This is a genomic window from Elusimicrobiota bacterium (assembly GCA_040757695.1).
Classification (GTDB): domain Bacteria; phylum Elusimicrobiota; class UBA8919; order UBA8919; family UBA8919; genus JBFLWK01.
The window spans coordinates 1-23,172 of the sequence record JBFLWK010000008.1; the positions used below are offsets into that span (position 1 = coordinate 1).

23 protein-coding genes are annotated in these 23,172 nt (G+C 34.6%); 21 read left to right on the top strand and 2 right to left on the bottom strand.

The features are described from left to right. Positions 1–193 precede the first annotated feature (193 nt). Complete coding sequence (locus AB1349_02550; GenBank protein MEW6556215.1) at positions 194–2,095, top strand: aconitate hydratase; 1,902 nt, start codon at positions 194–196, stop codon at positions 2,093–2,095. Here AB1349_02550 and AB1349_02555 read toward each other — a convergent pair. Together AB1349_02555 and amrB are read right to left on the bottom strand one after the other, a co-directional pair. Further along, the gene (locus AB1349_02555) at positions 2,063–2,212 is read right to left on the bottom strand and encodes a hypothetical protein (GenBank protein ID MEW6556216.1); all 150 of its coding nucleotides are present in this window, start codon (positions 2,210–2,212) and stop codon (positions 2,063–2,065) included. The genes AB1349_02550 and AB1349_02555 overlap by 33 nt on opposite strands. A gap of 109 nt (positions 2,213–2,321) precedes the next feature. After that, positions 2,322–3,755 (bottom strand): AmmeMemoRadiSam system protein B, encoded by a 1,434-nt coding sequence (gene amrB / locus AB1349_02560; protein ID MEW6556217.1) that lies wholly within the window; start codon positions 3,753–3,755, stop codon positions 2,322–2,324. Between the two features lie 563 nt (positions 3,756–4,318). On the opposite strand from amrB, the gene AB1349_02565 reads away from it, so the two are divergent. The 20 genes from AB1349_02565 (at position 4,319) to AB1349_02660 (ending at position 23,159) form a co-directional block, all read left to right on the top strand. Next, positions 4,319–4,795, top strand: coding sequence for a hypothetical protein (locus tag AB1349_02565; protein MEW6556218.1), 477 nt, complete (start codon positions 4,319–4,321; stop codon positions 4,793–4,795). A 356-nt stretch (positions 4,796–5,151) separates the two neighbouring features. Continuing rightward, a complete protein-coding gene (locus tag AB1349_02570; protein MEW6556219.1) occupies positions 5,152–6,237 on the top strand; it encodes a DUF1015 domain-containing protein in 1,086 nt (361 codons plus the stop codon). Next, positions 6,224–6,760 carry a CvpA family protein gene (locus AB1349_02575; GenBank protein ID MEW6556220.1) on the top strand — a complete coding sequence of 179 codons (537 nt, stop codon included), beginning with the start codon at positions 6,224–6,226 and terminating at the stop codon, positions 6,758–6,760. Before AB1349_02570 ends, AB1349_02575 begins: the two co-directional genes overlap by 14 nt. Continuing rightward, positions 6,757–8,166 carry an anthranilate synthase component I family protein gene (locus tag AB1349_02580; GenBank protein MEW6556221.1) on the top strand — a complete coding sequence of 470 codons (1,410 nt, stop codon included), beginning with the start codon at positions 6,757–6,759 and terminating at the stop codon, positions 8,164–8,166. The genes AB1349_02575 and AB1349_02580 overlap by 4 nt, the downstream gene beginning before the upstream one ends. Next, positions 8,150–8,980, top strand: a complete 831-nt coding sequence (gene ilvE, locus AB1349_02585; GenBank protein MEW6556222.1) for a branched-chain-amino-acid transaminase — start codon at positions 8,150–8,152, stop codon at positions 8,978–8,980. Before AB1349_02580 ends, ilvE begins: the two co-directional genes overlap by 17 nt. Before the next feature lie 125 nt (positions 8,981–9,105). Further along, on the top strand, positions 9,106–10,062 hold the full coding sequence (locus AB1349_02590) for a GDP-mannose 4,6-dehydratase (protein MEW6556223.1): 957 nt from the start codon (positions 9,106–9,108) through the stop codon (positions 10,060–10,062). 110 nt (positions 10,063–10,172) lie between these two features. Continuing rightward, on the top strand, positions 10,173–11,231 hold the full coding sequence (locus tag AB1349_02595) for a glucose-1-phosphate thymidylyltransferase (GenBank protein ID MEW6556224.1): 1,059 nt from the start codon (positions 10,173–10,175) through the stop codon (positions 11,229–11,231). Between the two features lie 11 nt (positions 11,232–11,242). Continuing rightward, the gene (locus AB1349_02600; GenBank protein MEW6556225.1) at positions 11,243–11,689 is read left to right on the top strand and encodes a dTDP-4-dehydrorhamnose 3,5-epimerase family protein; all 447 of its coding nucleotides are present in this window, start codon (positions 11,243–11,245) and stop codon (positions 11,687–11,689) included. Beyond that, positions 11,665–11,946, top strand: a complete 282-nt coding sequence (locus AB1349_02605; GenBank protein ID MEW6556226.1) for a hypothetical protein — start codon at positions 11,665–11,667, stop codon at positions 11,944–11,946. The genes AB1349_02600 and AB1349_02605 overlap by 25 nt, the downstream gene beginning before the upstream one ends. Beyond that, positions 11,909–12,853 (top strand): DNA methyltransferase, encoded by a 945-nt coding sequence (locus tag AB1349_02610; protein ID MEW6556227.1) that lies wholly within the window; start codon positions 11,909–11,911, stop codon positions 12,851–12,853. The genes AB1349_02605 and AB1349_02610 overlap by 38 nt, the downstream gene beginning before the upstream one ends. A 14-nt stretch (positions 12,854–12,867) precedes the next feature. After that, positions 12,868–13,737: a hypothetical protein gene (locus AB1349_02615; protein MEW6556228.1), complete on the top strand. Its 870-nt coding sequence runs from the start codon at positions 12,868–12,870 to the stop codon at positions 13,735–13,737. Then, a complete protein-coding gene (gene rfbB, locus AB1349_02620; GenBank protein MEW6556229.1) occupies positions 13,727–14,773 on the top strand; it encodes a dTDP-glucose 4,6-dehydratase in 1,047 nt (348 codons plus the stop codon). The genes AB1349_02615 and rfbB overlap by 11 nt, the downstream gene beginning before the upstream one ends. Positions 14,774–14,840: 67 nt before the next feature. Then, complete coding sequence (rfbD, locus tag AB1349_02625; protein ID MEW6556230.1) at positions 14,841–15,734, top strand: dTDP-4-dehydrorhamnose reductase; 894 nt, start codon at positions 14,841–14,843, stop codon at positions 15,732–15,734. Continuing rightward, positions 15,731–17,020 (top strand): UDP-glucose/GDP-mannose dehydrogenase family protein, encoded by a 1,290-nt coding sequence (locus AB1349_02630; protein ID MEW6556231.1) that lies wholly within the window; start codon positions 15,731–15,733, stop codon positions 17,018–17,020. The genes rfbD and AB1349_02630 overlap by 4 nt, the downstream gene beginning before the upstream one ends. Then, a complete protein-coding gene (locus AB1349_02635) occupies positions 17,017–17,967 on the top strand; it encodes a UDP-glucuronic acid decarboxylase family protein (protein ID MEW6556232.1) in 951 nt (316 codons plus the stop codon). The genes AB1349_02630 and AB1349_02635 overlap by 4 nt, the downstream gene beginning before the upstream one ends. A gap of 298 nt (positions 17,968–18,265) precedes the next feature. Continuing rightward, positions 18,266–19,258, top strand: a complete 993-nt coding sequence (locus tag AB1349_02640; GenBank protein ID MEW6556233.1) for an SDR family oxidoreductase — start codon at positions 18,266–18,268, stop codon at positions 19,256–19,258. Positions 19,259–19,276: 18 nt separating this feature from the next. Then, on the top strand, positions 19,277–19,669 hold the full coding sequence (locus tag AB1349_02645; GenBank protein MEW6556234.1) for a hypothetical protein: 393 nt from the start codon (positions 19,277–19,279) through the stop codon (positions 19,667–19,669). Positions 19,670–19,673: 4 nt separating this feature from the next. Continuing rightward, a complete protein-coding gene (locus tag AB1349_02650) occupies positions 19,674–21,092 on the top strand; it encodes an adenylate/guanylate cyclase domain-containing protein (protein ID MEW6556235.1) in 1,419 nt (472 codons plus the stop codon). Between the two features lie 70 nt (positions 21,093–21,162). Continuing rightward, positions 21,163–22,455 carry a nucleotide sugar dehydrogenase gene (locus AB1349_02655; protein ID MEW6556236.1) on the top strand — a complete coding sequence of 431 codons (1,293 nt, stop codon included), beginning with the start codon at positions 21,163–21,165 and terminating at the stop codon, positions 22,453–22,455. Then, positions 22,452–23,159: a double zinc ribbon domain-containing protein gene (locus AB1349_02660; GenBank protein ID MEW6556237.1), complete on the top strand. Its 708-nt coding sequence runs from the start codon at positions 22,452–22,454 to the stop codon at positions 23,157–23,159. The genes AB1349_02655 and AB1349_02660 overlap by 4 nt, the downstream gene beginning before the upstream one ends. Positions 23,160–23,172: the final 13 nt, after the last annotated feature.

The following is a 23,172-nucleotide window of genomic DNA, read 5'->3' on the forward strand; positions in this document are numbered from 1 at the left end:
TGCCGAATATAAAATGTATTTTTTGTAAGCCTTTTGGCATTTGTCATAAGTGTATCATTTTTATACGGTTGTGTCAAGGGCATTTTATTATCGGTAAAATATAAATTTATAGCCGTTTTTCAGGTCGGCAATTAATTGCCGACTACTTTTTATTGGCAATTTTGTGAAATTTTTTGTATAATAATATCAAATTATGAAAAAAAATCTCACACAGAAAATTATTGAAAAACATTTAATTGAAGGCAAATTGCAATCTGGTGAAGAGATAGTTATCAGAATAGACCAGACGCTTACTCAGGATGCGACTGGCACACTTGCATATCTTGAGTTTGAGGCAATAAATACTAGCAAAATCAAAACCAAACTTTCCGTTTCATATATTGACCACAATACTTTACAGACGGGTTTTGAGAATGCGGATGACCATAAATACTTACAGTCAATCGCTGAAAAATATGGTTTGTATTTTTCACCAAATGGAAACGGTGTTTGCCATCAGGTTCATTTGGAAAGATTTGCTAAACCCGGTGAAACACTTATTGGTTCGGATTCGCATACACCAACCGCAGGTGCGTTAGGGATGCTCGCAATTGGTGTTGGTGGATTAGATGTCGCATATGCGCTTGCAACTGGTAGATTTTATTTCAAAATGCCAAAAGTTATCAATATAAAACTTTTTGGAAAATTGACTGGCTGGGCGTCTGCAAAAGATATTATTTTAGAACTTTTGAGACGCTTAACTGTAAAAGGCGGTGTTGGTAAAATTTTTGAATACACAGGTGATGGACTAAAATATCTAACTATTCCTGAGCGAGCAACAATTACAAATATGGGTGCTGAACTGGGCTTGACAACTTCTATTTTTCCATCAGACGAACAGACAAAAAAAATTCTGAAATTACAAAAACGAGAAAAAGATTGGGAAGCAATTTCGGCTGATAAAGATGCTGTATATGACGAAATAATAGAAATTGATTTATCAAAAATTGTACCGCTTGTCGCCTGTCCGCATTCGCCTGATAATGTTAAACCGGTGAGCGAGGTAGCAGGTAAAAAAGTAGACCAAGTGATTATTGGTTCCTGTACGAATTCGTCATTATACGATTTACTACTGATTGCAAAAATACTGAAAGGTAAAAAGGTGAAAGTGCCGACAATCATTTCACCTGGCTCAAAACAGGTTCTTGTCAATTTGATAAAAATAGGTGCGTTATCTAATTTGCTGTCAAGTGGTGTTCGGATTCTGGAACCTGCGTGTGGGCCTTGTATCGGACTGGGTTGTGCACCTAATTCTGGCGGTGTATCACTGCGAACTTTTAACAGAAATTTTAGAGGCAGAAGCGGAACTGGCGATGCTTCAGTTTTTCTATCGTCGCCTGCGGTTGCTGCATTTTCTGCGTTGAACGGAAACATTACACTGCCATCGGGCAAAATACCAGTAATAAAATTACCCGAAAAAATAGAAACAGTTAGTAATTTAATAATTCCTCGTCGGCAAAGTATATCAAATGATATAGTTTACCGAGGGAAAAATATAAAGCCGATTGAAAAATTGCCAGAAATTGAGAACAGTATCACAGCCCAAGTTGTTGTTAAATTCAGAGACAATATAACAACTGACGATATACTGCCTGCCGGTAGTAAGATACTGCCACTTCGGTCAAATATACCTGCTATTTCAGAATACCTGTTTTCTAAAATTGACCCTGATTTTGTTAAGCGACTGGAAGCAAAAAAAGAAGGTATAATTGTAGCAGGTGAGAATTACGGGCAGGGTTCTTCGCGGGAGCACGCGGCATTGTGTCCACGCTATCTCGGTGTAAAAGCGATTATTGCAAAATCATATGCGAGAATCCATAAATCAAACCTTGTCAATTTCGGTATAATGCCGTTGATTTTTGAGAACCCATCGGATTATGATAGAATTGAAATGTCTGATAAAATGAAATTGATGAATATCAGGGATTCGGTAGTTCAGAAAAATATTACAGTAAAAAACCTTACAAAAAATTTTGTATTCAAAACAAAACTTGATTTAACCGAAAGAGAATTAAAAATTCTTTTAGCCGGCGGGTTGTTGAACTACAGAGGTTGAAACCTCGGCTACAGATTTTTGTTTTTGTTGTTTGGCAAGTACCTTTTTCCTTTTCAGCCGTCTCAAATACCGCTGTCTGATTTGATGTCGTCTTGTCTGTTGTTTTCGTTTGCTCATAATTCTCCTTCGCTTCGCTCACCCGAACTGAAGTTCGGGCTACATTATGGTGTGATGCTTCGGGTTTTGACAGATGGATTGAAATCCACCTAAACCCTCGCATCTTTTTTTATTCTTTAAATGCAAAGACGGTAAATATATATAAATCCACATCGCCTTTTTTCCACGCACCCGGTTCAAGTCCCGCCTTCTGCCGGCATAATTCCGATAGAAACGCTTCTTTTTTAGAAAGTTCAGGATGTTCCCAAACCTGTGGTAAAAATAATCCAGACCGAAACCCCTTTCTGACAACAACACCGTGTTTGCGTTCAACAATCTCGTCGGCTGAAGCAATTTTTTTTAGTGGTGACAATACCGAAATTTCAATTTCTATATCGTTCAATTCAGTTTTTGTGACAGGCGGGAACCTGTGATCTTCAGTTGCCGCTGCAATCGCAAGTTGCGAAACCGCCTGATATAACGGCATTCTTGCTTCTGTTGTGCCAATACAACCACGCAATTGATGATTTTTTTCAAGTGTAACAAATACCGCACCATCGTTGAGAAGTTCTGGATTTTTTGTTGAAAATTTCGGAATTTTACCGTCACTTAAATAACTCTCAATAGATTGCCTTGCAATGTTTAATAATTCTTTTTGTGATTCTTTCGTCAGTGAAAACTCTTTCGTTTCTAATTTTTGATTTTTGATTTTTGATTTTTGATTTTGTTTCACAAACGCTACCGCTCCATATCCAACAACCCGACTTTCATCACCATATGGTGAGCCAGCGGAATTAGAATAATTTATTACTACCGACTTCTCCGCACCTAAAAGTTTTGATGCCTCCATCACGGTCAACACGGCAGTAAGCCCGCAAAGTGTACAGTGCAGTTCCGTAATTCCTTTTGAGAGCCATTTTTCGTCTGCCTGTATCAATTCTGATGGATTAAATTTTTCTATTGTTTTCAGAATATCGGTATCAACCAGTTCTGCATCTTTTTTTCTCGGGTAATGCGTCATATCAGTAGATGCAACAAGCAGAATAGATTTTTTGCTTTCTTTCACTATTTTAGCAATTATTTCTGCTGTTTGCTTGTAGTCCTGAATCTCGTTTATAAGAATAACAACAAGTTTAAAATTTTTTAGAATCTGTTGTAAAAATGGAAGTTGAACTTCTAACGAATGTTCTGGAATATGGACATTGTTATTGGCTATAATAATTTTTGATGTAAGAAGTTGTTTTATAATCTGTTCATCAATTTCTACATTTCCTAACGGAGTTGAAAAACTACCATCTGTCCAAACTGCTGCACCTCTTATATGATAATTATGACTTGGGCCAACCAGAATCACTGTGTCTATTTTTTCGCCTTCAATCTGTTTAAAACTCCAAGCTGCTGTCTGTCCTGAAAACACATAGCCAGCATGCGGTGAAATCAACCCAACAATTTTACCATCAAGATTTTGCTTTTTTGTTTTTGCTAAAAAATTATCTATCATTTTAGAAAGTTCGGTTTTATTCGCAGGATAGAACTGTCCTGCAACCGCAGGTTCGCGTACCATTTTCGCCTCCTTAGCTTCACAGCCAACAGAAATAAATACTGCTAATAAAAAACACAAATAGATTCGCTTCACAAAATTATTTTACTATTTTTTAACAACAATGTCAAGCCCCTATACCCACTTGACTTTTTAGGAATTTATATTATAATTTATTTACAATTATGGTGGATACTAAAAATAAGAATTATACACCTGTATTATTGAAGTCAAAACTCACTGAACTTTTTAAAAACTTGTGAACTTGGGAATAAAATTGCAGATATTCTTGGTGATGAATCTAAACGGGTAAAATATGAAACAAGTATTATGAATCAATATTTAGATTTTCAGTATTATGCCCAGCAGTACAATCAGAGTTTTAGTATGCGTAATAAATAATTATGGTAGAAAAAGAAGAACTTTAAAAATGGAGTATTTTGAAAAATTTGTCAAAGCAATAAGTGAATACATATAATTAGTTCTTTGTAAAAACAATTTTTTACAGTCTTTCCTTAAAGTCATAGATTCGCCAGTTTTTTGGTGAACCAAAATGGCTAACTTCCAAGTAAGGTGAGGACTGCCACATGGGGTGGCAGTTAATTATCGGATTTACTTGGAAGTTGCCGATAGTTGATATGCGCCACTTTTTGTTTGGTGTTGTTTTATTTTTTGCTTGTTCGGTTATTTTATTTCAGATTAAGTACAAAAATGTAGATATAAAATACCACTTCTCACTCGCTGTTTTATCAATGATGATGTCTGTCCCACTATTGAAAGGAGCTCACGAAGTAATGTTGTTTATACCAACGACTGTGATCCTTAGTTATTACTATTACACGGATAAAAAGACATTTTTTATTGTAAGTTTAGTATTAATTTTACTGACATTGTCAACATCACAAGAAATTGTCGGCAGAAAAAACAGTGAAAAGTTGTTAATCTATGGAGTTGAATCGTTGAAATATGTAATTTTGTTTGCATCAAATTTGTGTATAATCAGGCAAGGTGTGACAAAGTGTTGTGGCATGGTGCCTGACAAGGTGTCAGGTCTTGAAACTTGAAAGATAAATAGATAAATATTACCCTGTGACAGAAGTTTCCGATAACAAATGTCATTGCGAAGCCGATTTAAAATGTGCAAGATCCTCGCGATGACAGCATTAAAAATTTCCACTAAAGTCGCATAGTAATGCGACTGCTACATAATTAGGTGGGGATTTTTTTATTTGCAATTTTTTGATTTTTTGGTATAATAAAATCATTGAAAAACCCTACCACAGAGACGCGGAGAACACAGAGAGAAAATCACAGGATTAAGAATTGAGAATTAAGAATTCTGTTTTTTCTGTGAACTTTGTGATTTTCTCTGTGCCTCTGCGGTAAATTAACTTTTTCAACTGTATCATAATAAGTTATTATGCCAAAAATTATTCCGTTTTGTGCGACAAGATATAGTAAAACAGATATTTCTGATTTGATATGCCCGCCTTACGATATTATTTCAGATAGAGAGCGGCAACTGCTTCTGAAGAAAAGTCCGTATAATGCGGTACGGATTGAACTGCCAGAAAATTATAGCACAGCAAAGCAGGAATTTGATTTATGGAAATCAAAACAAATTTTGGTAAAAGATAAAAAACCAGCATTTTATTTTTACGAACAAAGCTTTAAGTTCAAAGGTAAAAGATATACAAGATGTGGTTTTTTTGCGCTTTTAAAGACCGAAAAATTTGGCAATAAGGGGGGTATTTTTCCACACGAAAAAACATATACAGCACCTAAATTAGACCGCCTGAATCTTCTAAAAGCGACCAATATAAATACAAGCCCGATATTCTGTCTTTTTTCAAATACAAAAAGTGTTTTTAGGAAAATTAACGACAAAATAAAAAAATACGCACCATCAGCATTTACAAAATCCAGAGATATTTCGGAAAAAATGTGGGTTATTGACGACGACAAAACGATTCTTCTGCTTAAAAATCTGCTGAAAAATAATAAAATACTGATTGCGGATGGACATCACAGGTATGAGACATTTTACGAATATACAGGCGGTGGCTATATTTTAGTGTTTTTATGCCCATTTGAAGACAAAGGACTGTTAATACTTCCAACACATCGGCTTGTTAAAAAATGGACCGATAGAGATATCCGTGGTTTATTTCGTGTGTTCAAATTGAATAAAGAATGGAATTTCAAGTTTTACATTAAAAACCGATTTTTTTATATGAAAGCCCCGAATACAATTGTCGCAATGACAACACCAATAGAATATCTGCATTCAACAATCTTAAAAGATAAAGAAATCAGTTATACAAAAAATGAACAAGAAGCCATAAAAAAAGTTAAGAGTGGCGAATTTGCCGCAGCGGTTATTGTGAAACCGTTAACAATTAAACACTTAAAATCTGTTGTAGATAGAAAAATTGTTTTACCTCAGAAATCCACTTATTTTTATCCAAAGGTATCAACAGGAGTTGTATTCAATGAATTGGGTTGATATTGCAATTTTTTTGATAATAGTAGTTTTTGCATGGATTGGCTCACGAATTGGGATTCTGACGGCTATTTCAAGTATTCTTTCCGGGCTGGTTGGTTCAGTGGTTGCAAATTTATTTTATATAAAATTTGCTGTTTTTTTACCGCCCAAGCCGTCAAGTTTAATAATAAGTTATTTTATGATATTTATTGTTGTATCGGTTGTTATTTTTTATCTCGGTCACGCGTTCTCAAAACTGGTTAATATCTTATTTTTTGGCTTGATTGACAGATTATTAGGTGCGTTATTAGGGATAGTGCTTGGCGCTATTATCTGTGGTGCAATTTTAGTTATCGCGGTTCTTATCCCGCGTGGTGCAATTAAATACTATGTGAAAAACTCTACACTTGCGCCTTTCGTAGTTGAAAAAATTATTGCACCTGTGATAAAGCCGTTTTCAAACAAAAATTACGAAGCAATAACAAAAGATATTACCAGCGATGTTATCAAAAGATTCAAATCACTGCCACCACCTCTCAGATGACAAAACCATTCTTGTTTGAGTTTAATCCTGTTTTTGATACTTTAGAAGTTTTTCGGAAGATTTCAGCAGTAGAAAAGTATTCGTTTTTTCTTGATAGTGTAGAAAAAGGTAAAAATGCTGAACATTCAATTATAGGTTTCAAACCAGATATAATTATCAAAAGTAAACAAGATAAAACAGTAATAATTAAAGATGAAAAAACCAAAAAACTTATAGGGAATCCAATCAAACACTTAAAAACTATTTTTCAGAAACATCAGAACATAAGAACCCGTGAACAGATGAACGCCATTCCTTTTCCCGTCGGTGCTATTGGATATCTATCATATGATATGCGACATTATTTTGAGAAATTACCTGCAACAACCACAGACGATATGAATTTACCCGATATGTATTTTGCTTTTTGTAAGAATTTTTTGATTACTGATAGCGGGACACAAAGAACCAGGATTCTTATTCTATCAGAGACAGAAAAAGAGGCAAGAGGCGAATTAAAAATTATTTACGAAAAAATTGGCACGCCAATTTTTTATAAAAAAAGAAAAGAAAGAATAAAAATAAAATCCAATTTAACAAAGAACCAGTTTAAAAAAATGGTTATTAAAGCGAAAAAATATATCAGAGATGGCGATATTTTTCAGGCAAACCTTTCACAGCGGCTGGAGTGTGAATTTTTTAGCGACCCGTTTTTGCTGTATAAAAACTTAAGAATTATAAATCCATCGCCGTTTTCCTGTTTTCTTTCGTTTCCGGAATTAAAAATTTTTGGCTGCTCACCAGAACGGCTGCTTAAAATAGAGAATGGAAAAACAATCACAAGACCAATCGCAGGAACCTATCCGAGAGGGCTTACAAATAAATACGACCGGAAATTATGTACAGAACTGTTACTTGATGCAAAAGAACGGGCAGAACATATAATGCTGGTTGATTTAGAACGGAATGATTTAGGTCGTGTTTGTAAATATGGCAGTGTAAAAGTTAATGAGATGATGGTTACAGAAAAATACTCGCATGTGTTTCATATCGTTTCCAATGTGGTCGGTATTCTAAAAAAAGATAAAGAGATGTTTGAGGTAATAGCATCAGTTTTTCCAGGCGGCACAATTACAGGCTGTCCGAAGATAAGATGTATGGAAATTATTGACGAGTTGGAGCCGACTGTGCGAGGGCCTTATACAGGGAGTTGTGGCTGGCTTGGCTATAACGGGAATTGCGACCTGAATATTTTAATTAGAACATTTGTTCTTACTGGTAAAAAACTATATTTCCAAGTTGGTGCCGGGATTGTTGCTGACTCTGTTCCTGAACGAGAGTATTACGAAACACTTCATAAAGCAGGTGCGTTAATAAAAGCGCTTAAAAAAACCTGTGGCGAGATTAAATATGATGGTATTTATTGATGGTAGATTTTACGCTAAAAAAAATGCGAAAATTTCTGTGTTTGACCATGGATTTTTGTATGGCGACGGAATTTATGAAACAATGCGGTCGTATAATGGAATAGTTTTTAAGATTGAACAGCATATAAAACGACTTTTCGAATCAGCGAAACTGATTTCGCTAAAATTACCATATTCAAAACAGGAAATAAAAAATAGTGTCTATAAAACAATAAAAACAAACAATTTTAAAAATGCTTATATTCGGTTAAGTTTCTCAAGAGGTGTTGGTGAAATTGGTTTAGACACTGATTTGTGTAAAAAACCAACATTAGTAATAATAGCAAAAAGATTTAAGCCCTTTTCTGCAAAACTTTACAGAGAGGGTATAAAAATGATAATTGCAAAAACCAGAAGGAATCCTTCTGAAGCGATTAGTCCGGAGATAAAATCTACAAATTTTTTGAATAATATACTTGCAAAAATAGAAGCAAAAAAGAAAGATGTGTTTGAAGCAATAATGTTAAATTTAGATGGTTTTGTGACGGAAGGCACAGTTTCAAATATTTTTATAGTAAAAAATAACATATTAAAAACACCATCTAAAAAAGCTGGAATTCTTGTAGGTGTAACAAGAAACCATATTTTACAACTTGCTAAAAAGTTAGAGATAAAAACGGAAGAAACATTTCTAAAACCTGACGATTTATATACTGCAGATGAATGTTTTATCACGAATACTTCAGTTGAAATTATGCCTGTTAGATTTGTGGACACTCAAAGAATTAGTGTAAATGGTGAAATTACCAGAAAATTGATTGAAAATTTTCGTTGACTTTTTAAGAATATTCTAATAAAATAAATATCTATGACAGGTGGAGAGATGGAAAGACATTCTATAAAGAGTTAAGCGAAGGATGTTTGGGATTTGGAATTTGCCGTTATCTTAGAGGTGGATTTATGAAAATTCTTATTACTGGAATCACTGGTTTTGTAGGCAGTCATCTGGCGGAGTTGTTGCTTTCTAAAAATTGTGAAGTTCACGGGATTGAAAGATGGCGAAGTAAAACGGATAATATTGTTTCGTTTATAGACAAGATTGTTCTGCATGAATGTGATATAAGGGATTATCACTCGGTAAGAAAGGTAATTGGAAAAGTAAAACCGGAAAAAATTTTTCATCTTGCTGCACAATCATTTGTTGTAACATCGTGGAATGCACCATCGGAAACGATTAGTACAAATGTAATAGGCGAACTGAACATTTTTGAAGCGGTTCGTGAGTTAAAAATCAATCCATGGATACAACTTGCCTGTTCGTCAGAAGAGTATGGAATGGTGTATGAAAACGAAGTGCCAATCAAAGAAACCAACCCACTACGACCATTATCGCCGTATGCGGTCTCAAAAGTAGCACAGGATTTGTTAGGCTACCAGTATTACCAATCATACAAACTAAATATTGTTAGAACCCGTGCGTTTAATCACGAAGGACCTCGGCGTGGCGAGGTTTTTGTAACAAGTAATTTTGCCAAACAAATAGCAGAAATAGAAAAAGGGGGGGATAAAAAAGCGCCTGTGATATATGTAGGCAATTTAGAAGCCCGACGGGATTATACAGATGTGCGTGATACAGTTCGCGGATACTGGCTTGCAACTGAAAAATGTGTTGCAGGTGAGGTGTATAATATATGTTCAGGCAGGGATTGGAAAATCAGAGATATGCTTGACTATTTGTTAAAATTATCAAAAGTTAAAGTTGAAATAAAACAGGAGCCCTCAAGAATGAGACCTTCTGATGTTCCAATTTTGTTAGGTGATAATACAAAATTTGTAAAGCAAACTGGTTGGAAGCCGGAAATACCATTTGAAAAGACATTAGAAGATACATTAAATTATTGGAGGGAACGAGTATAGAGGCAATTAAAAATTCAAAATTAAAAATGAAAAATTATGGTGAATTATTTTATTAAAACTTTTTACATAAATTTTTAATTTTACATTTTACATTTTTAATTGGTGTAATTATGAAAGCATTAGTTTTATCAGGCGGTAAAGGGACACGATTAAGACCGATTACGCATACTTCGGCAAAACAACTTGTACCGGTTGCAAACAAGCCAATCCTTTTTTACGGGCTTGAAGCGATTGCTGAATGTGGGATAAAAGATGTTGGTATTATCGTCGGCGATACAAAAGACGAGATAATGTCAGCAGTCGGTGATGGGAACCAATTCGGGATAAAGGTTACATATATTCCACAGGAAGCACCATTAGGACTAGCACATGCTGTAAAAATTGCGCAAACTTTTCTAAAAGATGACGAGTTTGTAATGTATCTCGGCGATAATTTAATCAGAGATGGTATCAAAACATTCGTAGATGAGTTTAGAAAGAAAAAACCGAATTCACAGATTCTTCTTGCAAAAGTTCCTAATCCACAACAATTTGGTGTTGCAGAACTAAAAGATGACAAAGTAATAAATCTGGTTGAAAAACCGAAACAGCCCAAAAGCGATTTGGCACTCGTCGGTGTTTATATGTTTGATAAAAACATTTTTGAAGCGGTAAACAGCATAAAACCCTCTTGGCGAGATGAATTGGAAATAACTGATGCAATTCAATACCTTGTAGACAAAAAGTTTAATGTTTTACCGCATATAATTACCGGTTGGTGGAAGGACACCGGCAAATTAGAAGATATGCTTGAAGCGAATAGAATTATTTTAGATACACTTAAGAGCGAAAATTCAGGTATGATAGAAAATTCAAAAATAGAAGGGAAGGTTGTGGTCCAAAAAAATGCTGAGATAAAAAATTCAACAATAAGAGGACCTGCTATTATTGGTGAAAATTGCAAAATTATTAATTCATATATTGGACCGTTTACATCAGTTTATTTTAATACTGTCATAGAAAACAGCGAAATAGAGCATTCAATAATACTGGAAAATTCTAAAATAAAAGATGTCAAACGTATTGCGGATTCATTAATAGGACAAAATGTAGAAATTCTGAAATCTGAAAAAAAACCGACTGCTTATAGAGTTATGGTCGGTGATTCTTCAAGAGTAGAAATTATATAAAAACATTATTTATGATAAAAGGTGTTTTGTTGAAAGAATTAACGGTTCATAAAGACGAACGGGGTGCGCTGTTTGAAATTTTAAGAAGCGATTGGGAAATTTTCAAAAAATTCGGTCAAGCATATATTACCGTCTGCAAACCCGGCTGGGTCAAAGGCTGGCATTATCATAAAATTCAAACAGACAGATTTTGCGTTGTCAAAGGCAAAGCGAAAATCGTTCTGGTGTCATCAGACAAAGAAGAGTTCATGGAGTTTGAACTTTCGGATAAAAAACCTTCGCTATTGGTCATTCCGCCAGAAGTCATTCACGGATTTGAGTGTTTATCAAAAAAAGAGTGCTGGATTTTAAACATTCCAACAGAACTTTACAAATATAAAAAACCTGATGAATACCGTATTTTGTTGAATGACCCGTCAATTCCATACAAACCGTGGAAAAAACGAAAAGGCTGGTAGTTAGAAAACTTAATCAAAAATTTAAGAAACCTAATAAGGAACTCGATCCTAAATTTGATGGTCAATATGATCTATGGCTTAACGGTGTAAAGGTAGAAGTAAAAGCCTGTAGAGCAATCAATACGAAAATACGAGGAAGTTTAACTGAGAAAGCGTTGATCTACGATTCAAACGAACCATTCTGGATGAACTTCCAGCAGATAAAAGCGGATATGTGTGATGTGTTCATTTTTAAAAACGAAAAATATAAAATATAAGATAAAGGATAAATCTGAGTTAATTCGTGAAGAGTTAGGTGTAAATTATATACCAACAGTTGAATCCTTACCTGTAAAACTTAGAAAAAGCCAACATCCCAAAACTTCTAAATATAATGATATTGACCTGAATAATTGGAAAGATTATAGTGATGTAATTACTGATAGTTTGTGGTTATTAGGTGCTCGTGATAAAAGTGGGGCACACAGTGGTGAACTTCATGGTAATTTTGTGCCACAAATTCCACATCAGGCAATGTTGAGATATACTAAAAGAGGCGAAATAGTGCTTGATACTTTTTTAGGAAGCGGAACGACTTTAATTGAGTGTAAAAGGTTAGGTAGAAATGGAATTGGTATAGAACTTTTGCCCAATATGGTAAAAAGGGCAAAAGAACTTATATCACAAGAAAAAAACCTATATAATATAAAAACAGATATAATTGAAGGAAATAGTGCTGTTCAGGAGACCATAGAAAAACTAAAAAAAACATTAAAACAAAGTTACAATGCTGAAAAAGTCCAACTTATAATAATGCATCCACCCTATCATGACATTATAAAATTTAGTGATAATCCAGACGACTTATGTAATACAAAAACTACTGAGGAATTTTTGAATAAATTTTCACAAGTTGTGAAGAATACATATTCGTTGCTTGATGAAAAAAGATTTTTGGTGCTTGTTATTGGAGATAAATACAGCCAGAGTGAATGGGTACCTTTGAGTTTTTATACGATGCAAAATGTTTTAGAAAATGGATATAAACTTAAAAGTATTGTGATAAAAAATATCTCAGGCAATAGAGCAAAAAGAAATGCAGAGCAACTCTGGCGCCGTCGTGCTTTGGGTGGCGGATTTTATATTTTCAAACACGAATATATAATGTTTTTCCAAAAAAGGTAAAAAACGGAATAACTATGGAATATATAATTTCAAGATTATCAGAAGATTTAGCAAAAAAGATTTTGTCTAATAAAGATAATGCTATAGAATATTTACAAGAAATTAATAAACAATTGAAACTAAAAGAATTGGAAAAAATCGATAAAAGTATTTCAACAGAAGATGTTTGGAAATTAGTTGTAAAGCATTGGAATTATGAAATCAGTAAAAATATATTAAGGAAGCTATTTAAAAAGTCAGAAAAATACCAAAGAGGAAAAGAATCTGCTGATGCCATTGGGAGATTGCTTGATGAATGGAAAAAACTGAGCCTCGGTGAAATAGAATGGCCTTGTAGTCAAGGAGATTTTAATGGTTTCGTTCAGAGAATTAACAGTTTGTCTGAAAATGGTTTAATAAAAGACGAAAAAGTAAAAATCGCAGCGGTAAAATATAGACGATTAAAAGAAATAAACACGGTGAGAAATGATTACCTTGAAACTTTAATCTTTGATAAGAATGAAAATATAGTCCCAACACTTGACAATAGAAGAGGTGTTGATTTTTTTATCAACGGAGTATCATTTGATCAAAAAGTCGCCAAAAGTCCTACTAAGCAGTTTATAAAAGATTTTGGCGAAACCTGGAAAGAAATTGCCAAAAACAATCCGATAAAAGTTGCCGAATATCAATATCAGGATGAGGGTAGATTCGGAGCAGATCCTCGTCTTTATATAGTATATCTGGACGAAAATATTCCTGTCTTAGAATTAAAAAATAAGATTGATCAAATAGATATTTCCAAACCTCTTGAAGTTTCTTTTCAATATAAACATAAAGTTCTCGGGTTAAAACAATATAAAACAAATTGTTTTGTCATATTATTGAGTAAAAATGAAAAATAATGTCTCGCTAAAATTATTAGTTACAGGTGGTTGTGGGTTTATAGGCAGTAATTTTATTCTTTATATTCTTAGAAAATATCCAAACTGCAGAATTATAAATCTGGATAAACTTACATATGCGGGAAACAAAAAGAATCTGTCATCAGTTGAAAACAATCCGAGATATAAATTTGTGAAAGGCGATATCTGTGATAAAAAATTGGTTAATTCACTGATGAAAAAAGTTGATGCAGTTGTCCATTTTGCCGCAGAAAGCCATGTTGATAGAAGCATCCTTCACGCAGACGATTTTGTGAAAACAAATGTGGTTGGAACGCAAGTGCTTTTGGATGCTGCGTTAAGATGTAGCAAAAAAAGATTCCATCATATTTCTACTGATGAAGTTTTTGGAGAACTTGGTCCAACTGGCAAATTCAACGAAAACACACCTTACAATCCACGTTCACCATACTCTGCATCAAAAGCCGCTGCTGACCATCTTGTCCGTGCATATTTTCATACCTTTGGACTTCCTGTAACAATCTCTAACTGCTCAAATAATTATGGTCCATATCAATTTCCTGAAAAAATTATCCCGCTGTTTATTACCAATCTTATTGAAGGCAAAAAGGTACCTGTATATGGCAAAGGTGAAAATATCAGAGATTGGATACATGTTGACGACCATAATGAAGGTGTTGACTTGATTTTACATAAAGGTGAAATCGGTGAGACATATTGTTTAGGTGGCAATTCTGAAATGAGAAACATAGATATTACAAAACTGATACTTAAAGAATTTGGCAAAGGTACCGAGATGATAGAGTTTGTTGTAGACAGAAAAGGACACGATTTCAGGTATGCGATTGATTTCACAAAAATAAAAAATGAACTTGGCTGGTTACCAAAACATACTTTTGAACAGGGCTTAAAAGAGACAATAAACTGGTATAAACAAAATGAGAATTGGTGGCGACCGCTAAAAAAAAAGATAATCAAAAATATTACCTGCAAACAACAAAAAGAAAAGTCATTGAACCACAGAGGCACAGAGTAAAAAGAAAGTTACACAGTAAAGTTCTCTGTGCTTTTTTGTGTTCTTAGTGACTCTGTGGTAAGGTTTTATGAAAATAGTAATCACTGGATGCGGGATGCTTGGTTATGATTTGTGCAAAGTTTTGGAAAATGAAGAAGTGTTTTGTCTGGATATTATTGAACCCAATTTCCAATTTCCAATTTCCAATTTCCAATTTTGCGATATTAGCGACTTTGAGAAAACATATAAAACCATTACAAAAATCAATCCTGAAATCGTAATTCATACTGCTGCGTGGACTGATGTTGATGGTGCAGAAAAAAAACCAGCAGATTGTTATAGAATAAATGTCTTAGGCACCCGGAATGTTGCGCTCGCCTGCCAGAGATTTGATACTGCGATGGTTTATATTTCTACCGACTATGTTTTTGATGGTGAAAAAAAAGAACCATATATTGAATTTGATAAACCTAATCCACTTTCTGTATATGGAAAATCCAAATACTTTGGAGAAGTTATCGTTCAGCAATTGTTGAATAAATTTTTTATTGTGCGTTCTTCGTGGCTTTATGGCAAAAACGGTAAAAATTTTGTAAAGACAGTCCTTGAAAAAACAAAAACTGAAAAAGAACTAAAAATTGTTAATGACCAATTTGGCTGTCCCACATATACGAAAGATTTAGCTGAAGCAATAAAGGTTTTACTCTCAACTCTCAACTCTCAACTCTCAACTGGTTTATACGGGATATATCATATTACCAATTCAGGCAGTTGCAGTTGGTATGAGTTTGCTGAGACGATATTACGAATTACAAATTGCAGATTACGGATTACACCAACAACTACAGAAGAACTTAACAGACCTGCAAAGAGACCTAAAAATTCTGTGCTTAAAAATTTTGTTTGGGAATTAAACGGTTTTGAATCCTTACGAAACTGGAAAGATGCATTGAAGGATTACTTAAAGGAGTTGGAGTTATGAAATTAACGATTATTGGGACTGGATATGTTGGGCTTACGACGGGCGTATGTCTTGCCGAGATTGGACATAGCGTTATATGTGTGGATAATGATTCAAAAAAAATTGCTCTGTTAAAAAAGAACAAAATTCCAATATATGAACCGGCTCTTGAAAAAATTCTAAAGAAAAATGTTAAAAATAAACATCTCTCATTTTCAGCGAATATAAAAGATGCCGTTAAAAAATCAGATGTGATATTTATGTGTGTAGGCACACCACCGAGAGAAGATGGCTCTGCAGATTTGTCGTGTATTGAGGATGTTGCATCAGAAATTGCCAGAAGCATGGATTCATACAAACTGATAGTTGATAAATCAACCGTTCCGGTAGAAACCGGTGAAAAGGTAGAGATGACAATCAAAAGAAATCTGAAAAAGAATATCCCGTTTGATGTCGCTTCAAATCCGGAATTTTTAAGAGAGGGCTCTGCGGTTTATGATACATTCCATCCCGATAGAATCGTTATCGGGGTCTCGTCTAAAAAAGCGGAAAATATCTTAAGAGAGATTTACAAGCCGTTAAAAACAAAACTGGTTGTTACCGATATAAAAAGTGCGGAAATTATCAAACATGCATCTAACTCGTTTCTTGCGACAAAAATTTCGTTCATAAATGCGGTTGCGAATATCTGCGAGCGCTGTGGTGCGGATGTTGAAAAAGTGGCAGAAGGGATGGGGCTTGATAAAAGGATTGGCAGTGCATTTCTTAATGCCGGGATAGGTTTCGGCGGTTTTTGTTTCCCGAAAGATATTGAAGCTTTCTTATGGATTTCTAGAAAACTCGGATACGAGTTTGATTTACTGAAAAATGTGAAAGAGATAAACGAGAATCAGAAACGAGATTTTGTCAAAAAAATAGAGGATGCGCTCTGGGTTATCAAAGGAAAAACGATTGGTATTTTAGGGCTTGCATTCAAACCGAATACTGATGATATGAGATTCGCTCCGTCCATTGATATAATAAACTTGCTTCAAAACGAAGGCGCTAAAATCAAAGCATATGACCCTCAGGCGACGGAAAAAGCAAAAGAAGTTTTAAAAAATGTGGTATATTGCAAAAATCCATACAAAGTTGCAGAAGATGCCGATTGCCTTGTTATCCTGACGGAATGGGATGAGATAAAAAATGTTGATTTGAAAAAGATTAAAAAACTTCTGAAACATCCAATTATTATTGATGGCAGAAATATTTTTGAGCCGGCGAAAATGGCAAAATTGGACTTTTTGTATAAAAGCATAGGAAGATGAAAAGAACAGAATTGAAAATTTTGATCACTGGTGGTGCTGGGTTTATTGGCAGTCATTTATGCGACAGATTTATTGCCGATGGACATTATGTTATTTGTATGGACAACCTTGTCACTGGTTCACTCGGTAATATTACTCATTTGTATAATAGTAAAAAATTTAAGTTCATAAACCATAATGTTACACAGCATATAAAAATTGATGGCTCACTGGATGCGATTCTTCATTTTGCTTCACCAGCTTCACCGATTGATTACATAAAACTGCCGATACAGACATTAAAAGTCGGTTCGTTAGGCACACATAATGCATTAGGACTTGCAAAAGCGAAAAAATCAAAATTTTTGCTTGCGTCTACTTCAGAGGTCTATGGTGACCCGCTTGTTCATCCTCAAAATGAAAATTATCGGGGAAATGTTAACCCAATCGGTCCCCGTGGCGTTTACGATGAAGCAAAAAGATTTGCAGAAGCGCTCACAATGGCGTATCACAGAATTCACAGTGTGGATACAAAAATTGCGCGAATTTTTAATACCTATGGCGAACGGATGCGACTCAACGATGGACGGGTCGTTCCAAATTTTATTTCGCAGGCACTAAAAAATAAACAATTAACCGTTTATGGTAATGGACAACAGACAAGAAGTTTCTGTTATATTTCAGATATGGTTGATGGAATCGTAAAATTGTTAAACTCGCCAGTTAATGAACCGGTTAATATTGGAAACCCCGCCGAATACTCAATTTTGGAATTTGCGAAAATCATATTAAAACTGACAGGTTCAAAAAGCAAAATCGTTTTTAAGAAACTTCCGGTTGACGATCCCAAAGTCAGACAACCGGATATTACAAAAGCAAAAAAATTGTTAAACTGGACGCCGTGTGTTTCTGTTGAAAGCGGACTTAAAAAGACAACAGATTGGTTCAAGAAAATACAAATACAATAATTTCGTGTTTGCGTAAACACAGAATTATAAAAATTATAAAGTTACTAATGCAAAATAAAAGAGGTTTAATTCCATCGGAAATATCTTCTGATTTAAAATTTCCATTAGCAACTACCGTCAGGAATTTGATGATATTGAGAAGAACTAAAATCCTGAAAAGCTATAGAATACGGAACAAGATGATATATGTTTTGAGTATTAATAAATTGAGAAAGTTTAATTCAATTTTTAGATTATTAAAAGACATACAATTCTAAAAGATGTTTTCATGTTTGCGGAAACACGAAATGAGGTTTTTATGATTTTAGTAACTGGTGGGGCGGGATTTATTGGCTCGCATATTGTTGATGCGCTATTAAAAAGAGGATATTCCGTTACAGTTCTGGACAATTTTTGTACTGGCAAAAAGGAAAATTTAGAATTTGCTCAATCTCTCAATCTCTCAACCCCCACCCGATTAAAATCGGGTGCTACAAGTCGGGGGCTACAATCTCTGGAAGTAGTTAAAGGTGATATAAGAGATACAAAACTTGTTAAAAAAATTATGAAAGGTGTTGACTATGTGCTGCATCAGGCGGCACTGCGTTCTGTTCCGCGTTCTATAGACGACCCTGTTTCAACAAATGATGTCAACATCACAGGTACACTTAATCTTTTAATTGCGGCAAAAAACGCAAAAGTCAAAAGGTTTATTTACGCATCCTCATCTTCTGTTTATGGTGATTCACCCGAATTGCCGAAAACTGAAAACCAAATACCGAAACCTATATCGCCATATGCAGCTTCAAAACTTGCCGGCGAGTATTATTGCTATGTATTTTCAAAAACATTCGGGCTTGAAACGGTTTCATTACGATATTTTAATGTGTTTGGTCCGCGTCAGGACCCTAAATCCAAATATGCAGTTGTTGTACCAAAGTTTATCTATGCAGGTTTAAAAAACAAGCCGTTTGAAATTCACAGCGATGGCAAGCAATCCCGCGATTTCACATATATTGATAATGTAGTAAGTGCAAACCTTCTTGCAATGACAGCAAAAAATGTATCAGGAAAAGTTTTTAATATCGCCTGTAACGATAAACATTCTGTTTTGGAAATTGCCAGAACAGTTTCTAAAATCCTAAAAATCAAACCGAGATTTGTCTATAAACCAAAGCGAGCCGGCGATGTCAGGCATACACTTGCGGATATAACGCTTGCCAAAAGATTCTTGGGCTATAAACCACTGGTCAATTTTGAAGTCGGCATGAAAAAAACAATAAAGTATTTCAACGAATTTTATAGAATTTAACTTGCAATTCCCTGTGGCTTGCCACAGGGTAGTTCATTCGCAATTCTTGATGGGAGTTATTCAATTTACAAAAGTAAAACTACTGGACTGATAAGTTATAACGAAATTGTTCCATATGCACCGAAAACAAAATTTAACATTTCGTTAAATCATCTCATTGGCAAATTCAGAACAACACTATCTGCAAATTATACAAGCAAGCAATATACGAGTTGGTATTATCTTTATTATCCAGAAAATTACACACTTCTAGAAAAAACAGTTTGTAATCTTGGTTTAATCTATTCACCGAATATACATTTGGATATCTCTGTCAAGATAGAAAACTTATCTGATGAAAAATACAAACAACCTTACGAATACCTAATTTCACCACGAACTATCAGTGCTGAAACAGTTTTCAGATTTTAGCAAAATGAAGAAGTTTATTGTTAGTCAGTTGAATTTTGTAATTCTTGGTTTGGTAATAGGTTTGGTTATTGGTTATCTTTCATATCGTGGTATTTTTGAGACACTGGAATTAAAGACAATTGATGCACGATTTCTTGTTACCAGAAGTGTTTCCACTAAACTGCCTGACCCAAGAATTGTTATTGTCGCTATTGACGAAGAAACACGACAAAAAATCGTTCACCCGTGGCCATTTCCAAGATCATATTACGTAGAAATAGTTAATTATCTCTCTCAAGCAAAAGTTATCGCGTTTGACTTACTCTTTATAAAACCAAGTTTACCGAAAGACGATAATACTTTAATTGCAAGTGCCTTAAAATACAAAAATATAATCTGGCAGAGTTATTTTGGTTCTGAAAAAAAGCCAACCTTGCCAATTATACCGTCGGCGGATTATGGATTTGCTGATGTGCTAAAAGACGCAGATGGTTGTGTTCGTAGAATTCAAGTAACTAAAACAGACACTTCTGGTAAAACACATTTCTGCTTTGCGCAGGCAGTAGCTGCCAAGCATGTAGTCGGTGATTTTCAATCACCGTTTACGCCGATTGAAAATCGGCGGCTACAATGTCAGAGGGGCTTCAGCGTCGGTCCGGATGAACGTTCTACTACAAAAACTATACCATTAGATAGACAGAATGCTACATACATAAACTATACAGGTCCTGCAGGAAGTTTTCCTACGATACCATTCTGGAAAGTTTTACAGAAAAAAGTTTCGCCTGATTTTTTCAACGGTAAAATCGTGCTTGTCGGGTATATCCCATCTGTTGGTGAAGAAACAGATGTTTTTTATACACCGTTTTTGACTGGCTTGGTTTCATTTGGAAAAAGAAAAATGAAGATGATGTCAGGAGTTGAACTTCACGCTAATGCTATCTCAACCTTGCTGAATAGCGATTATATTGTAGCACTATCTCAAACAAAAAATTTCACTATTTTATTTCTGTTAATCCTTGTCACTACAATTATTGTCCGTCGGCTAAACTGGTGGAAAGGGATAGTTTTTAGTTTTCTGTTGGTTTTTTGTTTTGTCTATGTATCGTATTATTTTTTTGGAGCTAAAAACTTGTTGCTTCAAATAACTCCGAATATATTTGGAATTTGTTTTGGTTATATCGGTATTGGTATAAACAGCGGTGAAGTTGTTGTTGGTAATATCGGTGCAAAAAGGCGGATGGATTATACTGTTATCGGTGATAATGTCAATATTGCTTCTCGTTTAGAATCATTAAATAAAAAATACAATACCAAAATCATAATCAGTGTGGATACTTACAAAAAAGTAAAAGATATAGTTACTGTTAAACCACTCGGTTTAGAATATCTTAAAGGCAAACTCCAGCCAATAGAAATTTACGAACTCACAGGATTATTGTAGACCTCTCGCCTTTTTTGTAATATGGATTTTTTTATTTGACTTTTTTATTTTTTTTTGTATAATTTTTTTTATGAACCTGAAAGAAAAGATTGAGAGAAAAGAGGCGGTTGTTTGTGTTATTGGTTTAGGCTATGTAGGGCTTCCACTTGCGATACTGTTTGCTAAGAGTGGCTTCAAAACTATTGGGCTTGATATTGATAGCAAAAAAATAACAGCACTTAAAAACAAAAAAAGTTATATCAAACATATTCCATCAGCATCTCTCAAAAATCTGAATACACTAAAACCGTCAACCGATTTCGCTGAATTGAAAAACGCCGATTGTATTATTATCTGTGTGCCAACACCATTAACCGAGATGAAAGAGCCGGATATGAGTTTTGTGGTAAAAACTTCGGAAGTAATTGCAAAGTTTTTGCACAAAGACCAGTTAGTAATTCTTGAAAGCACCACATATCCTGGCACGACAGATGAGATTGTAAAGCCGATTTTAGAAAAAGGTGGTCTTAAGGCAGGTGTTAATTTTTATCTTGCGTTTTCGCCTGAACGCGAGGATCCGGGTAACAAAAATTTCACGACGACGACAATTCCAAAAGTTGTCGGTGGCATAAATAAAATTTCAACTGAAATTGCATCACTGTTATATGGCAGTGTAATAAACAAAGTTGTTCCAGTTTCGTCTATGAAAGTTGCAGAAGCAACCAAAATGTTAGAAAATACATTCAGGGCAGTTAACATTGCGATGATAAACGAACTGAAAATTCTGTTTGACAGAATGGGGTTTAATATTTGGGAAGTGATAGAAGCGAGCAAAACGAAACCCTTCGGATTTATGCCGTTTTATCCAGGACCCGGCTGGGGTGGGCATTGTATTCCAATAGACCCGTTTTATCTATCGTGGAAAGCGAAACAGTATAATTTTCAGACGAAATTTATAGAACTGGCTGGTGAGATAAACACTAAAATGCCTGAATATGTTGTTGAAAAATTGCAGGATGCACTTAACAAAAAAGGCATTCCACTCAAAAATTCAAAAGTGTTGATACTTGGGATGGCATACAAAAAAGACTCTGATGATATAAGGGAATCACCATCTTTGGAACTTATTGAAATTTTAGAAAGAAAAGGTGCGGTTGTTTCCTACAATGACCCGTATATTCTGAAAATACCAAAAATGCGTCGGCATCAAATAGAAAAAAAATCTGTTACATTAACAAAAAATAACCTGAAACAATTTGATGCAGTATTGATTTCTACTGACCATTCCTGTTATGACTACAATTTTATCCTGAAAAATTCAAGGTTGATTGTTGATACAAGGAATGCCATCAGCAAAAAAAGCAAAAAAATTGTTAAAGCGTGAATATATCAAAGATAATAAATCCCGTCCTTAATTTTTTCTTTCCCAATACCTGTATTATCTGTGGTGAAGATGTAGAACCTCCTGACCTGTCTGTTTGTAATAGATGTCTCAATAAAATTGAATACATAAAACCGCCATACTGTTTAACCTGTCATCAGCCGTTGCCTGATGGTGGTGCGCATTGCTGGCAATGCCGAAAAACAAAATATCATTTTGAAAAAATAATTACCGTCGGTAAATATACAGGTATTTTAAGAGAGTTGATACTAAAATTTAAGGAAGCAGAATTCTTAAAAATAACGCTTGGGAAACTTTTATTAGATACTACATTAAAAAAGGTTAATACAGCTGATATTGATTTAATCACTGCTGTTCCGTTAAGCAAAAAAAGAGAGTTCAAACGCGGATACAACCAGTCACAACTTCTTGCCGAATTTTTAGGTAAGAATCTGAACAAACAGGTGATTTCAAATAATCTTGTAAGAGTAAAAGAAACCCGACCACAATTTGAACTTACCCGCGAAGAGCGCCTTGTCAATTTGAAAGATGCCTTTTCTGTAAAAGAGCCGTCAGTATTCAGAGGCAAAAATGTAGCGATAGTAGACGATATAACCACAACCTGTACGACTATTGAAGAATGTTCAAAAGTTTTAAGACATGCCGGCGCAAAAAAAATCTATGGCTTGATTCTCGCCAGAGATTAAAAATTTTCAATTT

Excerpts from the sequence above, each read along its gene's own strand:
- AB1349_02550 (MEW6556215.1), top strand. The coding sequence starts at position 194 with ATGAAAAAAAATCTCACACAGAAAATTATTGAAAAACATTTAATTGAA.
- AB1349_02555 (MEW6556216.1), bottom strand. The coding sequence starts at position 2,212 with ATGAGCAAACGAAAACAACAGACAAGACGACATCAAATCAGACAGCGG.
- amrB (MEW6556217.1), bottom strand. The coding sequence starts at position 3,755 with ATGGTACGCGAACCTGCGGTTGCAGGACAGTTCTATCCTGCGAATAAA.
- AB1349_02565 (MEW6556218.1), top strand. The coding sequence starts at position 4,319 with ATGGGGTGGCAGTTAATTATCGGATTTACTTGGAAGTTGCCGATAGTT.
- AB1349_02570 (MEW6556219.1), top strand. The coding sequence starts at position 5,152 with ATGCCAAAAATTATTCCGTTTTGTGCGACAAGATATAGTAAAACAGAT.
- AB1349_02575 (MEW6556220.1), top strand. The coding sequence starts at position 6,224 with ATGAATTGGGTTGATATTGCAATTTTTTTGATAATAGTAGTTTTTGCA.
- AB1349_02580 (MEW6556221.1), top strand. The coding sequence starts at position 6,757 with ATGACAAAACCATTCTTGTTTGAGTTTAATCCTGTTTTTGATACTTTA.
- ilvE (MEW6556222.1), top strand. The coding sequence starts at position 8,150 with ATGATGGTATTTATTGATGGTAGATTTTACGCTAAAAAAAATGCGAAA.
- AB1349_02590 (MEW6556223.1), top strand. The coding sequence starts at position 9,106 with ATGAAAATTCTTATTACTGGAATCACTGGTTTTGTAGGCAGTCATCTG.
- AB1349_02595 (MEW6556224.1), top strand. The coding sequence starts at position 10,173 with ATGAAAGCATTAGTTTTATCAGGCGGTAAAGGGACACGATTAAGACCG.
- AB1349_02600 (MEW6556225.1), top strand. The coding sequence starts at position 11,243 with ATGATAAAAGGTGTTTTGTTGAAAGAATTAACGGTTCATAAAGACGAA.
- AB1349_02610 (MEW6556227.1), top strand. The coding sequence starts at position 11,909 with ATGTGTTCATTTTTAAAAACGAAAAATATAAAATATAAGATAAAGGAT.
- AB1349_02615 (MEW6556228.1), top strand. The coding sequence starts at position 12,868 with ATGGAATATATAATTTCAAGATTATCAGAAGATTTAGCAAAAAAGATT.
- rfbB (MEW6556229.1), top strand. The coding sequence starts at position 13,727 with ATGAAAAATAATGTCTCGCTAAAATTATTAGTTACAGGTGGTTGTGGG.
- rfbD (MEW6556230.1), top strand. The coding sequence starts at position 14,841 with ATGAAAATAGTAATCACTGGATGCGGGATGCTTGGTTATGATTTGTGC.
- AB1349_02630 (MEW6556231.1), top strand. The coding sequence starts at position 15,731 with ATGAAATTAACGATTATTGGGACTGGATATGTTGGGCTTACGACGGGC.
- AB1349_02635 (MEW6556232.1), top strand. The coding sequence starts at position 17,017 with ATGAAAAGAACAGAATTGAAAATTTTGATCACTGGTGGTGCTGGGTTT.
- AB1349_02640 (MEW6556233.1), top strand. The coding sequence starts at position 18,266 with ATGATTTTAGTAACTGGTGGGGCGGGATTTATTGGCTCGCATATTGTT.
- AB1349_02650 (MEW6556235.1), top strand. The coding sequence starts at position 19,674 with ATGAAGAAGTTTATTGTTAGTCAGTTGAATTTTGTAATTCTTGGTTTG.
- AB1349_02655 (MEW6556236.1), top strand. The coding sequence starts at position 21,163 with ATGAACCTGAAAGAAAAGATTGAGAGAAAAGAGGCGGTTGTTTGTGTT.